Annotated in this window: 16 protein-coding genes; 11 read left to right on the top strand and 5 right to left on the bottom strand. The window is 63.6% G+C overall.

Going from position 1 to position 13164, the window contains the following annotated elements; translation table 11 throughout:
- The 11 genes from ACRDU5_RS21765 to ACRDU5_RS21715 all read left to right on the top strand — a co-directional run.
- A partial coding sequence (locus ACRDU5_RS21765) for a hypothetical protein (RefSeq protein ID WP_526617067.1) occupies nt 1-663 on the top strand: 663 nt, incomplete at its 5' end.
- Nucleotides 664-684: 21 nt separating this feature from the next.
- Nucleotides 685-1113 (top strand): hypothetical protein, encoded by a 429-nt coding sequence (locus ACRDU5_RS21760; protein WP_526617066.1) that lies wholly within the window; start codon nt 685-687, stop codon nt 1111-1113.
- Complete coding sequence (locus tag ACRDU5_RS21755) at nt 1110-2159, top strand: NAD(P)H-dependent amine dehydrogenase family protein (RefSeq protein WP_526617065.1); 1050 nt, start codon at nt 1110-1112, stop codon at nt 2157-2159. The genes ACRDU5_RS21760 and ACRDU5_RS21755 overlap by 4 nt, the downstream gene beginning before the upstream one ends.
- Nucleotides 2152-3207, top strand: a complete 1056-nt coding sequence (locus ACRDU5_RS21750) for an NAD(P)H-dependent amine dehydrogenase family protein (protein WP_526617064.1) — start codon at nt 2152-2154, stop codon at nt 3205-3207. Before ACRDU5_RS21755 ends, ACRDU5_RS21750 begins: the two co-directional genes overlap by 8 nt.
- A complete protein-coding gene (locus tag ACRDU5_RS21745) occupies nt 3204-3629 on the top strand; it encodes a hypothetical protein (RefSeq protein ID WP_526617063.1) in 426 nt (141 codons plus the stop codon). Before ACRDU5_RS21750 ends, ACRDU5_RS21745 begins: the two co-directional genes overlap by 4 nt.
- Nucleotides 3626-4840: a cytochrome P450 gene (locus tag ACRDU5_RS21740; RefSeq protein WP_526617062.1), complete on the top strand. Its 1215-nt coding sequence runs from the start codon at nt 3626-3628 to the stop codon at nt 4838-4840. Before ACRDU5_RS21745 ends, ACRDU5_RS21740 begins: the two co-directional genes overlap by 4 nt.
- On the top strand, nt 4837-6063 hold the full coding sequence (locus ACRDU5_RS21735) for a cytochrome P450 (RefSeq protein ID WP_526617061.1): 1227 nt from the start codon (nt 4837-4839) through the stop codon (nt 6061-6063). The genes ACRDU5_RS21740 and ACRDU5_RS21735 overlap by 4 nt, the downstream gene beginning before the upstream one ends.
- On the top strand, nt 6063-6602 hold the full coding sequence (locus ACRDU5_RS21730) for a hypothetical protein (RefSeq protein WP_526617060.1): 540 nt from the start codon (nt 6063-6065) through the stop codon (nt 6600-6602). Before ACRDU5_RS21735 ends, ACRDU5_RS21730 begins: the two co-directional genes overlap by 1 nt.
- A gap of 2 nt (nt 6603-6604) precedes the next feature.
- Nucleotides 6605-7426: an SDR family NAD(P)-dependent oxidoreductase gene (locus ACRDU5_RS21725; RefSeq protein ID WP_526617059.1), complete on the top strand. Its 822-nt coding sequence runs from the start codon at nt 6605-6607 to the stop codon at nt 7424-7426.
- Nucleotides 7423-7989 carry an isomerase gene (locus tag ACRDU5_RS21720; protein WP_526617058.1) on the top strand — a complete coding sequence of 189 codons (567 nt, stop codon included), beginning with the start codon at nt 7423-7425 and terminating at the stop codon, nt 7987-7989. The genes ACRDU5_RS21725 and ACRDU5_RS21720 overlap by 4 nt, the downstream gene beginning before the upstream one ends.
- An 88-nt stretch (nt 7990-8077) precedes the next feature.
- Nucleotides 8078-8965 carry an NAD-dependent epimerase/dehydratase family protein gene (locus ACRDU5_RS21715; RefSeq protein WP_526617057.1) on the top strand — a complete coding sequence of 296 codons (888 nt, stop codon included), beginning with the start codon at nt 8078-8080 and terminating at the stop codon, nt 8963-8965.
- Between the two features lie 29 nt (nt 8966-8994).
- Here the strand turns inward: ACRDU5_RS21715 and ACRDU5_RS21710 are convergent, their stop codons facing one another.
- The 5 genes from ACRDU5_RS21710 to ACRDU5_RS21690 form a co-directional block, all read right to left on the bottom strand.
- Entirely contained in the window at nt 8995-10314 is a 1320-nt protein-coding gene (locus tag ACRDU5_RS21710; RefSeq protein ID WP_526617056.1) for an MFS transporter, read from the bottom strand.
- The gene (locus tag ACRDU5_RS21705) at nt 10301-11113 is read right to left on the bottom strand and encodes a putative hydro-lyase (protein ID WP_526617055.1); all 813 of its coding nucleotides are present in this window, start codon (nt 11111-11113) and stop codon (nt 10301-10303) included. The genes ACRDU5_RS21710 and ACRDU5_RS21705 overlap by 14 nt, the downstream gene beginning before the upstream one ends.
- Nucleotides 11114-11187: 74 nt before the next feature.
- Nucleotides 11188-12489 (bottom strand): MFS transporter, encoded by a 1302-nt coding sequence (locus ACRDU5_RS21700; protein ID WP_526617054.1) that lies wholly within the window; start codon nt 12487-12489, stop codon nt 11188-11190.
- Between the two features lie 4 nt (nt 12490-12493).
- Complete coding sequence (locus tag ACRDU5_RS21695; RefSeq protein WP_526617053.1) at nt 12494-12805, bottom strand: hypothetical protein; 312 nt, start codon at nt 12803-12805, stop codon at nt 12494-12496.
- A partial coding sequence (locus ACRDU5_RS21690) for a class I adenylate-forming enzyme family protein (protein WP_526617052.1) occupies nt 12802-13164 on the bottom strand: 363 nt, incomplete at its 5' end. The genes ACRDU5_RS21695 and ACRDU5_RS21690, both read right to left, overlap by 4 nt.

The raw sequence follows: 13164 nt of genomic DNA, 5'->3' as shown, positions 1-13164 counted from the left end.
AGCCTCGAGGACCACCACGACGAGTCACGTCTCGCTCAGCGCCGTGCCGACAAGTGGATGATCGTCGGCGCCGCCTTGATGGGGATGTGGGTGCCGGGCCTGATCGGCTTCCCCATTTTCATGCGTGGCGTGTGGCTGCAGCGCCAAGCGTTGCGCGCCGGCTTGTCGGTGCGGCCGATGATCGTCACCCTCATCGGCTACCTGGTACTGATCGACGGAGCCCTCAACAGCCTGGGCTGGGCGTTGGACCTGGTCGCCAACCACACGCTGGTCAACCGCGTGCTGATGGTCGGCTGGGGCGCCATGTTCGACGCCGGCTATTTCTGGCACTACAACGAATTCTGGGTCGGCGGCGCCGCCGGACCGGGCGAGAAGTCCATGGTATTCGCGATGATCCTCACGGTGTTCGCGATGCGGTGCGCCGCGGCGATCGGGTTCCTGCAGATGAAGCGCTGGGGCCACCAGTGGATGATCATCACCTGCTGGATGGGCGTGCTCATCTGGTGCCTATACGTGTTCAACATGACGATGTATGCCGACGTGCGCTTCGCCGGTGTGGTGTTTCCGGTCGTCGGCTGGTGGCTCTACGACATCTTTTACATCACCCCATTCCTCGCGATCCCGTATCTGCACACGGTCAACCGCGAAATCTTCACCGACTGACCAGGTTTAAGGAGACATACCGTGACCACCACACCTGAGGCCACAGAGGAACAGAAGGCCGAAGATCTTCCCCCCGGAACCACGCCGTACTACGCGCGGATGCACAAGTACATCAAGCGTGCGGTGCTCGTCTGCCTGGTCGCCCTCGTCATCGAAGGTGCCTTCACGCTGCCGTTCATGGCGGTGTACTACGGCTACCCGACGCTGAGCCTCACCGAGATCTGCAGCGAGCTGCTCAAGGTCCGCTACTCCGACGATACGTTGGAGTGCAAAGTGCCCTACCCGCCGCTGGGACCGCCGGAGGGCGCCGAAGGTAAGGACACCGCGCAGGACGAATGGGGCATCCAGCCCGTGCCGAAGTACAACCGGATCGGCTTCCGCGAGCTCGTGCGCATCCACGAGGAACGCGAGGCCCGTCAGGCCGCCGAGCAAGGCGCTCCAGCTCCGTGACCTTTCGAGTAGTTCAGTGGACGACGGGCAACATCGGCACGAAGTCGGTACACGCAATCGTCGAGAACTCGTTGCTCGAGTTGGTCGGGTGCTACGCATGGTCGCCGGACAAGGTCGGCCGCGACGTCGGGGAATTGTGCGGCATCGAACCAATCGGCGTACTGGCGACCGACGACGTCGACGCACTGATCGCACTCAAACCGGATTGCGTGGTCTACAACCAGATGTTCGCCGACGTCGACCATCTGGTCCGCATTCTCGAAGCGGGCATCAGCATCGTGACCACGTCCGAGTTCATCACCGGCCACCGGCTCGGCGACGGGCGCGAACGCGTCGCGCAGGCATGCGAACTCGGCGGGTCGACGATCTTCGGCAGCGGGCTCAACCCCGGCTTCATCCAACTCTTCGCGATCGTTTCGGCAGGGCTGTCGGACCGGATTGATCGGGTGTACATCGAGGAATCCTTCGACACCACGATCTACAACTCGCCGGAGACCGAGAAGATCATGGGATTCGGATACCCGATCGACCACCCGAACCTGCTCGCGGTGACCGAGACAGGGTCGGGGATATTCCGCGAAGCCGTCATGCTCGTCGCCGACGCCCTGGGGGCCGAACTCGACGAGATACGCTGCGAGGCCGAGTACGCCCAGGCCACCGAGGACCTCAACCTTCCAGGAGACTGGGTCATCGCCAAGGGCTGTGTGGCAGGTATCGACGTGAGCTGGAAGGGCTTCGTCGGTGACCGTGACGTCGTCGAAGTACGCGCGGTGTGGACGAAAGGCCAAGCGCTGGAACCGACCTGGAAGATGGGTTTCGGATACAACATCAAGGTCGAGGGTCGACCGACGATCAAGACCACCCTGGCCTTCGAGCCGCCACCGGATTTCGTAGCAGAGACGATCGAGGAATACATCCTGCTCGGCCTGACCATCACCGCAGTGCCTGCCATCAACGCGATACCCGCCGTCGTCGCGGCACCGCCCGGCATCGCGACATACAACGACCTGCCGCTGCTACTTCCGCGTGGAGTCCTCAATGCCTGAGAAGACTTATCGAGTGATCCAGTGGATGACGGGCGATGTCGGACAGGTCGGCGTTCGGCATTTCGCGGACAATCCCGTGTTCGATCTCGTAGGCGTACTGGTGCACAGCGCGGACAAGGTCGGCAAGGATGCGGGCGAGATCGCAGGCATCGCGCCGATCGGCGTCGCCGCCACCGACGACATCGAATCGATCGTGGCGCTGGACGCCGACTGCGTGTTCTATACGCCGATCATCATGGACGTCGACACGGTGTGCCGGCTGTTGCGGTCGGGTAAGAACGTCGTCACCACAAGCGGGTTCTTCCATCCGTCACCGGACTTCCGGGACGACGGCGAACGGATCCGGGCCGCCTGCCAGGACGGCGGAACGTCGTTCCATGCCGGCGGCATCCACCCGGGCTACGCAGGCGACATCCTGCCGCTCACACTGGCCCGCGTCGTCAGCAAGATCGAACAAATTCAGGTCTACGAAGTCGTGAATGTCCTCACGGATGCGCCGCTGGATCACATCGACTGGCTGGGCTTCGGTAAGGAGAAGGATAAATTCCTCTCTGAGCCAACCATATTGGGCTTCGGCACAGTCTTCTTCGCGCAGTCGATGTACATGATCGCCGACGGTCTGGGCGTGCACATCGACGAGGTGACATCAGATCTTGAAGCCGCCATCGCGACCGAAGACATTCCGCACGACCTGGGGTCGATCGCTCGCGGCACGGTCGCTGCTCAGCATCACGAATGGACGGCGTGGGTCGATGGCCGACCATTGATTGTGTTCCACGCGATGTATACGACGTGTGGCCCGGACAGCATCGACCCGGCGTGGGATTGGGGGAAGACCCAGTACCGGATAGTGATCGAAGGCGACCCAGCCACGGAGCTCACCCTGGGAGGCGTCGACCAACCGGACGGAACGATGACACATCCCGGCTACGACTGGACGGCGATGGGCGCCATCAACGCGATTCCCGATGTCTGCGAAGCCGCACCCGGCTGGATCACCCATTTCGACCTCGGTCTCGTGCGACCCCGAGGCCTGGTGCGCAAGTGACCAGCGAGCCCGGCCCGCTGCGGCTGCATCACGTGACATTCGCCGTGGCACTGGAACGCCTGGACACCGTGACAGAGTTCTTCACCGAACTCGGCTTCATCCTCCAGCCCGCCGAACTGACCGAATCCGGACTACACATCCGTCTGGACTGGGAGCGAGGCATCGAACTGATCAGCCCGATCACCGGGTCGTCCGGGTCGAACGCGGCCTCCGTGAACGAATTCCTCGACAAGCACGGTGATGGCGTATACACCGTCGTGATTCAGATTCCGGGAGCGTCAGCGGCCGAATCCGTCGCCGAACGTTACGGCGCCACTACGAGATACCGGTTTCACCTCGAGGGTAACGGCACCCACGTGGACGAGAACGAAATGTCAGTGCTCGGCCTGCCGCTGACCTTGCTGGACACCAACATCCCATGATCGATCCGTCGGTCGGCCTCCCACAGATGGCGTACGGAGATCTGCCCATGCAGCGCGACCGCGGCGTGGGGTGGACAGCGTTGCGGGACCTGGGACCCGTTGCCTATGGCGAAGGTTGGTATTACCTCACTCGGCGCGAGGATGTACTTGCCGCCCTTCGAAACTCGGACGTCTTCTCATCGAGTCGCACCTTCGATGGGATGATCAGCCCGGTGCCGTTGGTGCCGCTTGCCTTCGATCCCCCTGAGCACACCCGCTATCGCAGGATCCTGCACCCGTTTTTCAGCCCGCAGACTCTCGCCGCGCTGCTGCCGTCGCTCCAAGCTCAGGCGATCGACATCATCGAGAAGATCGCCGACCGGGACGAGTGCGAGGTGATGGCCGAACTGGCCACCCCATACCCGTCGCAGGTGTTCCTCACCCTGTTCGGCCTCCCACTAGAGGACCGTGAGCGGCTTATCAAGTGGAAGAACGCCATCATCGCGTTCAGCTTGACGACGGATCCCGACAGTGTGGACCTGACACCGGCGGTGGAGCTCTTCGCCTACCTCACCGAGGCCGTTCAGACACAACGACGCGAGCCCCGAGAGGCCGCCCTCTCGGAGCTTCTTCACGGGGATGAGCCGCTCACCGACGACGAGGCGATCGGTCTGTCGCTCGTGTTCGTCCTCGCCGGTCTGGACACCGTTACTTCGACCATTGGCGCCACGATGCTGCAGTTGGCCCGGCGCCCGGACCTGCGCGCCTCACTTCTGCAGAACCCCGACGGCATAGGCGTATTCGTCGAGGAAATGATCAGGCTGGAACCGTCGGCGCCGATCATCGGGCGGGTGACAACCCAGCCTGTGACAGTCGCCGGAATCACTCTGCCAGCAGGCGCTCAGGTGCGGCTCTGCCTTGGCGCAATCAACCGCGACGGCAGTGATGCGATATCCGGCGATGACTTCGTGCTGGACGGCAAGCTGCACAAGCACTGGGGGTTCGGCGGCGGTCCGCACCGTCTCCCGCAAGCGGGAGGTGCCCCCAGCCTGGGCTCTCACCTGGCGCGGATGGAATTGACACTCGTTGTCGCCGAATGGCTCTCCCGCATACCTGAATTCGAACTCCCACCGGAGTACACCCCCGAGATCACGTGGCCGTCGGCGACATGCACCCTCAAAGAACTGCCGTTGCGGATCCTCGCTGACAGCGCCACGAAGGAGACGCCATGACCATCGAGGCTGCGAAGCCGAGCGTTTTCGACGCGGGTCTCCCGACGCTCAGTTACGACTTCACCGACACGCCGCAGCAGATCTATCCGCAGCTTCGGGCGGCACAGGAGGTTGCGCCGATCGCGCTGGGTCCCATTGGGCCCGAGGTGCTCTCGTACGAACTGGCGCGAACGGTGCTTCGCGACCCACAATTCGTGGTTCCGACCGGCATCCATCTGTCCGCGCACGGCATCACATCGGGTCCGTTGTGGGACAGGGTGACCCGCAGCATCCTGAACATGGAAGGCGAAGAACATCGCCGCCTGCGCAGTCTGGTGTCGAAGGCCTTCACACCGCGGGCGACGGCGCGCATGCACGACACGATCCATGAAGTCATGAACGGACTCATTGACCGGGTCATTGACTCCGGTCGCTGTGAGTTCGTCGCCGACATTGGGGTTCCCTACCCGATACCCATCATCTGCGCGTTGTTCGGTGCGCCTCGCGAGGACTGGCAACAGTTCTCACGGTGGGCCGAGGACATCTTCAAAATCGTCAGCTTCGATACCAACCTCGCCGAGGAGGAACCTGTCGTCCTGAAGGCCTGGGGTGAGTTCGACGACTACATCGATGACATGATCGCCAGCAGGCGCCAACGCCTGACCGACGATCTGCTCTCCGAGCTCATCCGCATAGAGGACGGCGGCGACCGGCTCAACGCCGGTGAACTGCGCATGCTGGCGTTCAGCATTCTGGTGGCCGGCACCGACACCACCCGCAGCCAGCTGGCGGCGTCCATGCAGGTGCTGTGCGATCACCCCGAACAGTGGGCGCTGCTTCGGGACCAGCCCGACCTTGCGATGCGCGCTGTCGAGGAGACCATGCGCCATTCCCCGTCGATGTGCAGCACCGTCCGCAGCGTCACCGATAACGTGATGATCGGCGAATACACCTTCCCCGCAGGCACATTCATCCTCGTGAATACCTACGCGGCGAATCGCGACAGCGCCATCTATGACGATCCGACGCGCTTCGACATCACCCGCGACGATCCGCCACCCATTCTGACCTTCGGCGGCGGAGTGCATTACTGCCTCGGCGCCAACCTGGCGCGGCTGGAACTCGCCGAAGCACTGAAGATCCTCTCCCAGCGTTTCCGGAATCCGCGTCGCGTGGGAGCGGTGCCATGGAAACCACTGCTCGGCCTGAGTGGGCCGACGAGTCTGCCGATGGAGTTCGACTGATGCCCGTTGACGTCACACGCGAGGTCATCCCGTTCCGCGAGCGCAAGGGCGACATCGTCCTGTGGATCTTCTTTCTGGTCAACGTCATCTTCGTGACCTACCAGGCCGACATCGAGCAGCTCGTCATCCGCGACCCGGACAACTTCACCTATCCGATCTGGCCTCCTGCCTACATGATCGACTTCCTGCACTGGTACTTCGAGAAGTACGACCCGCTGCTCTACGAGCGGCCCGTCTGGTACACCACGATCGTCTGGATCGACCAGGCCGTCTACGGCCCCTTCTACATCGCTGCGCTCTACGCGTTCTGGAAGGGTAGGGAGTGGATCCGTAACTGGTCGATCATCTGGGCATCCGTGATGCTCGCTACGGTCACCGTCATTCTCGGTGAGGAGATCGCCGGGCCGTTCGCGAGCGATCACCTGCCGCTCGTGCTGGCAACGAACGCGGGCTGGTTGATCGTCCCCATCTGGGTGCTCATCCGGATGTGGCGAGAGCACCCGTTCACGCGACCGGTCACGACGAAAGGTGAGAGCTAGCCATGGCAACATTCGCAGAGCGCTACGGCCCGTGGGCCGTCGTCGCCGGGGCCTCCGAAGGACTCGGTGAGGCACTCGCACGAGGGTGCGCCGGCCGGGGGCTCAACGTCGTGCTCATCGCACGGCGCGTCGAGCTCGCACAGCGGATCGCCGAGGACATCGCCGCCACGACCGGCGTGCAGACGCGCGCATTGCGAGCAGACCTCGCCGACCGCGACGACCTCGACCGCATCCTCGCCGATCTCGTCGACCTCGACGTCGGTCTCCTGATCTACAACGCCGCGTTCTCCGTTGTCGGACCGTTCTGGAACTTCGACATCGATACGCACCTCAAGGAAGTCGACGTCAACGTGCGCGGGCCGCTCGTGCTCGCCTACGGCTTCGGCGAGCGGTTCCGTGCACGCGGTCGTGGCGGGATCATCCTGCTGTCGTCGATGGGGGCGCTGCAAGGAATGGTGAGGGTCGCCAACTACTCCGCCACCAAGGCTTACAACCTGGTGCTGGCCGAAGGCCTTTGGGCCGAGCTCCGCGACGACGGGGTCGACGTGCTCGTCAGCTGCGCGGGAGCGACACGGACGCCGAACTACGTGGCATCTGAGCCGGCGGACGCCAACGTGCCGGTCCAGGAGCCCGAGCAGGTCGCCGCGGAGACCCTGAACGCCTTGGGGAAGAAGCCGACGTTGTTCCCCGCGCGGGTGCTGCGTTTCACGCACTTTGCATTCCGCCATCTCACGGGACGCCGTACCGCTGTGCGCCTGATGGCCTATGCGAGCAACCGAGCCTACAAAGAGCAGGGGAGCTACAGCACCGGAGACCGCGGATGACCTACAAGATCGACCCGGACGTCCTGCACAAGGTCGCCAAGCAGGTCGCCGGCCTACCTCCGGAAGGCGGCGAGCTCATCGCTCGCGCCATCCAGCTCCTCGCCGATGAATACCCAGACCTGATCGACCCGACGCCGGGGCGCTGGGTGGGCAGCAAGGCAGGCGGCATCCTGGGCAAGGTCCGCTTTCTGTACTTCAGCCCGCGAGAGTACATCGTCATCTTCGGATCTCCCACTGGCACACAAGGCTTTTCGGGCCGATACAAGCATGTGCAGGTCCACAAGTTCCTCATCGCAGGCCGGATCGACTCCTATGATGTGGAATCCGACGACACGGGATCCTTGACGCTGCTGCCCGGCGACCACGCGTGTATGGAGAAGGGACACGCCAGGGGCCTGACCATCCATCCCGGCTCATGGCACATCGAGTACGGCCGCGGCGCGGTCGTCACCACGCTGCCGTTCGCGATGGTGGACACATTGTTGGTGTCGCTGGAATTCGAGTCCGTCCGCCGCTCGGCGGTCGAGTTCGCCAAGCTCGTCAGGAAACGGATTCACCCGTGATTTGTCGGCACCCTGCGCCGTTACAAAGAGTGGCGACGCGCTCAGTTCTATCAGAGGAGAGCTCATGCTTCAGGATCGAAAAGTCTTAGTGACCGGCGCGACCGGCCAGATCGCGGGTCCCATCGCTGAGAACTTCGCGGAATGTAATGAGGTGTGGTGCGCCGCGAGATTCGCCAATCCGGCGCGCAAGGTGCAACTCGAGGCGATGGGTGTGAAGACGTTGCTGTGGGACATGGACTCCGGCGATATGTCAGCCTTACCTGACGACTTCACCCATGTCGTGCATTCGGCGCTTCATGTGAGTCCGGACTACGACGCGTCGATCGCCAACAACGCTGAAGCGTCCGCTCTATTGATGCAACATTGCAGGAAAGCCGAGGCATTTCTGCATGTTTCCAGCACATGCGTGTACAAACGGCACGACGATCATCCCAATCACCTGTATAGCGAGACCGACCCCCTCGGTGGCCTCGCCAGTTATGCAGAGGTGTACCCGGTGATCAAGCTGACTTCCGAGGGATCCGTCCGCGCAGCCGCCCGAATGCTCGATCTTCCCACAACCATCGCGCGTATGAATGTGGGATATAGCTGGACCGGGCACGGTGGCTTACCCGTGATGATGTACCACACGATGAAAGCAGGCCAGCCCTGGCCAGTGCCTATCGGTTATTACAACGTAGGCTCGCCGATCGGCGGTGTAGACATTAGTCTGCAAGCGCACAAGCTTCTCGAAATCGCCTCCGTCCCAGCGACGGTCGTGAACTGGGGTGGCGATGACACCGTATCGGATCACGAGATGGGTGAGTACGTCGCGGACCTGACAGGCATCAGCTTGAATCTCGCTGAGAGCCCGATCAGCTTTGACTCCTTCCCCTCGGACAATAGTCGCCGTGAACAGCTCATCGGCAAGTGTTCAGTGCACTGGAAGGACGGTGTCCGAGACACTTTCGAGCGGCTCGGATTACTCGGAAACTAGCTCCGCTGCCTGATGTGGAGCGAGTAGTGCTAGTCCGTCACCAGCTTGCGCAGCGGACGCGCGGAAGTCTCCCGCATAGTCATCACGGTCGCCAGCGTGATGATCGCCGCGATGATCACGTAGTACGCGGGCGCAAGCTCGTTGCCCGTGCGGTCGGTAAGCCAGGTCGCGACATACGGCGCCGTCCCACCGAATATCGCGACGGACGTGTTGTAGCCGACGGAATAGCCGCTGGATCGCACCCGCGTGGCGAACAACTCGGCCCCCGCGGCCAGCGACGCTGAAACGAACACCGACTCGATAGCCGCCAGGCCGGCGTGTCCGGCGATCGCTGCGACCAAGGAGCCGCTGTTCAGTAGCACGAACAGGGGATAGGCGAAGACCGCGAAGCCGACCGAGCCCGCGATCAGCAGCGGCTTGCGCCCGATCCGATCGGACAGCGCTCCCAGCGGCAGAATGAGCACCAACGCCACCACGCTCGCCACGGTGATCGAGACGAACGCGTCCATCTTCGTGAATCCGAGTGTCTTGGTGAAGTAGCTCGGTAAGAACGTGAACACGATGTAGAAGCCGACGTTGTGAATGACGACCAGCCCGATGATCTGGAGAATGGGTCGCCACGATGTCGTCACCGCCTCCTTGAGCGGCGACGTCGATACCTGACCCTCGTCACGCAATTCTTCGAATTCGGGGGTGTCCTCCAGGCGCAGGCGAATGTAGAGTCCGACGCCGCCGAGCACGCCCGCGAGCAGGAATGGAATACGCCAGCCGTAGGAGTCCATGGCGCTCTCGGGGAGCACCGCCTCTAGCACGGTGACGGTGATCGATCCCAACAGGAAGCCGACGACCACCGACCACACCAGGAAAGCGACAATAAACCCGCGGTGCTTGTCCGGTGCGTACTCGGCGAGGAAGCACGCGCCGCTGCCGTACTCGCCGCCTGCCGAAAAGCCTTGCAGGCAACGGAGAACCAGAAGTAACAGCGGCGCGGCCACGCCGATGTCGTCATAGCTCGGCACTAAACCGATGGCGAAAGTCGAACCCGACATCAACAGGATCACGATCGCCAGCACGCGTTGGCGGCCGATCCGGTCGGCCAGGGGGCCGAAGAAGATCCCGCCGAGCGGCCGCATGAAGAACGCCGCCGCGAAGATCGCGAAGGTGTTGAGCAGCGCAGCGGTGTCGTCGCCCGGTGGAAAGAACTTGTCCGCGATGTAGGTGGCCAGGAAGCCATAGATGGCGAAGTCGAACCACTCGACGGTGTTCCCTATCGCCGCGCCGCGCACAGCCTTGCGTACGGCCGGCATGTCGGCCTGCCGGTGTGAGACGTGCTCATCATGGATAGTCATCGCGCCTCTCCTCGGAGTCGAATTCCGCATGCGGGCGATCGGTGATGAACATGTGGCCGGGCGCATGAAAGATGGCCAGCGACGGGCGGGCCTCGGCGACGACGATCTGCGGCGTCACCCCGCATGCCCAGAACACGGGTACCTCGCCCTCCGTGATGCGGACCGGGTCGCCGAAGTCCGGTGTGCTCAGGTCCGTGATGCCCAGCGCCGTCGGATCCCCGATGTGCACCGGCGCGCCGTGCATCATCGGGAATCGGGACGAGATCTCGACCGCGCGAGCAACGTCGTCCGGCGCGAACGGTCGCATGGAGACGACCAACGGCCCCTCGAACGGCCCGGCACCGACGCAGCGGCGATCGGTGATGTACATCGGCACGTTGACGTGCTGCTGTTGATGCGCGAGCGGCAGCCCGGCAGCGGCAAGCGCCCATTCGAAGGTGAATGAGCATCCGAGCAAGAAGCTCACCAGATCGTCGCGCCAGTAGCGCGTGACGTCTCCCGGCTCGTCGACGGGCTGTCCGTCGCGGAAAACGCGGTAGCGCGGGAGGTCGGTGCGAAGGTCGGCGTCCGGTGCGAGGGCGTCGGGATGCGCCGACCCCGTGTCGGTGACCTCCAGAAGCGGGCACGGTTTGGGGTTCCGCACGCAGAAGCGCAGAAAGTCGAACGCGTGGTCGGCGGGCAGGATGACCAGGTTGGCCTGGGCGAATCCCGGCGCGAGGCCGCTGGTCGGACCAACGTGGCAACCCGAGCGGATACGGTCCCGGGCGGCCACCGCGGTGTCGGCCGTGGGCAATGCCATACACCTGCATTCCCCGTAGCACTGGGTAAGTAACTCGAAGACGACTAGTGAGGCGAATGTGAGCGGTGTGGGGATTACTGGTTGGCGGCGCGCGGGCGGCGCCAGCCGCCCGGCAGCAGGCTGACCGACACGGCGGAGATCACCGACACGGCAATCAGATAGGCCACGATCGCGTCGCTGGTCTTGGTCGCGTTGTACAGGGCGGTGGCGATGGTCGGCGCGAATGCCGAGCCGAGCACCTGCGACAGCGTATAGCCGACCGACACGCCGCTGTACCGCACGTCGGCATCGAACACCATGGAAAACAGCGCTCCGGTGACGCCGGCGGCCGGTGCCATCGCGAAACCGAATACGAGCAACAAGGCGACCACGAACAGCAGCGGCCGTCCCGTGTTGATCAAGGCGAAAGCCGGGCCGATGGAGACGGCCATCAACACCACGCCGGTGAGAAAGAGGGTCTTGCGCCCCAGCCGGTCGGACAGCGAGCCGAAGAGTGGATAGGCCACCACGGCCACCACCGCGGCGACGAAGACGCCGAAAAGCGCCCAGGTGCGGTCGATTCCGGCGACCGAAGTGCCATACGCAACGAGGTATGCCACGCAGATGTAGGCGAAAACGCCCTGCGACAGATAGCTGCCCGCGATCAGCAGAATCTGACGCCAATGCTTGCGGAAGGCTTCGGCGATCGGCATGCGGACCACTGCGGACTGCTGGCGCAGCGCGGCGAAGTCAGGGCTCTCGGACAACGTCAGTCGGATCACCAGGCCGATGATGATCAGCAGCGCGCTGAGCAGGAAGGGAATCCGCCAACCCCAGGACAAGAACTGTTCATCGGGCAGTTGCGATACCACGAAGAATGCCAGCGTCGCCGTTGCGGTCCCGGCGGGCGCACCCATCTGCGGGAATGCCCCGTAAAACCCTTTCCGCTCCTGCGACGCGTGTTCCACGGCCATCAGCGTGGCCCCGCCCCATTCGCCGCCCACGGCGAAGCCCTGGCCGAGCCGCAACAGGGTCAGCAGTATCGGTGCTGCGACGCCGATCTGGGCATAGGTGGGCAGCAGTCCGATCAGGACCGTTGAAACACCCATCCCGACAAGCGAGTACACCAGCATGCGCTTGCGCCCGAGTCGGTCGCCGAAGTGACCGAACACGATGCCCCCAAGGGGGCGGGCGAAGAATCCCACTCCGAACGTCGCGAACGACAGCAGCACACCCGAGGCCGGTGAAGCGTTGGGGAAGAACAGCTTCGGAAAGACGAGCGCCGCCGCCGTTCCGTAGATCAGGAAGTCGTAGAACTCGACCGTCGTCCCGATGAAGCTGGCCACCGCGACGCGCAGGGGTGAGACCCGCGCGAGGGTGGCCGCCTCGGCGGACATCGGATCAGTCGCTGGCCGGCAGCGGCTTGGCTTCCTTGACGGTCAGTGCCGTCGTTCCGATGGACAGTGTCCCGGCGCCCGCCTTGGTGACGAGCACTTCGGCGCCGTTCTCGTCGACGTAGCGTTTGCCCATCAGGTTCCCGTCGGACAGGGCCGGGTCGATCGAAAGATCGGAGGACTTCGCCGGATCTTCACCGCCGATCGGCACCATGGGTGCCCCGCCGGCGCGTAGGTCGTCGAGGCTGTCGGCGCTCCTGACGACGATCACCTGGGTGTCGCACACCTGGCTCTGCAGACGCGTGCCGTTTTTGATCATGTTCGGCTCCTTGCTAATTCGTCGACCAGTTCGCGACGAAGCACCTTGCCGGTCGCGGTGGTGGGCAGTTCTTCACGGAATACCACCCGGTCGGGTGTCCTGGACCCGCGCAGGCTATTGCGGACATGTTCGCGCAGCTCGTCGGGATTCGGGGTCGCACCGTCGTGGGGGACCACCACCGCAACAATGATCTGGCCCCATTCGGGATCCTCGGGTCCGACGACCACGCAGGCATGCACGTCGGGATGCTCGACGAGGACGTCTTCGATCTCGGCCGGCGCGATGTTCTCCCCGCCACGGATGATGGTGTCGTCGGAGCGGCCGCCGATGAACAGGTAACCGCTCTCGTCGAGCGTGGC

Source organism: Mycobacterium sp. (assembly GCF_050701515.1).
In the GTDB taxonomy this organism is placed as follows: domain Bacteria; phylum Actinomycetota; class Actinomycetes; order Mycobacteriales; family Mycobacteriaceae; genus Mycobacterium.
Note: the sequence above shows the minus strand (reverse complement) of the source record. Positions and strands in the feature narration are given on the sequence as shown.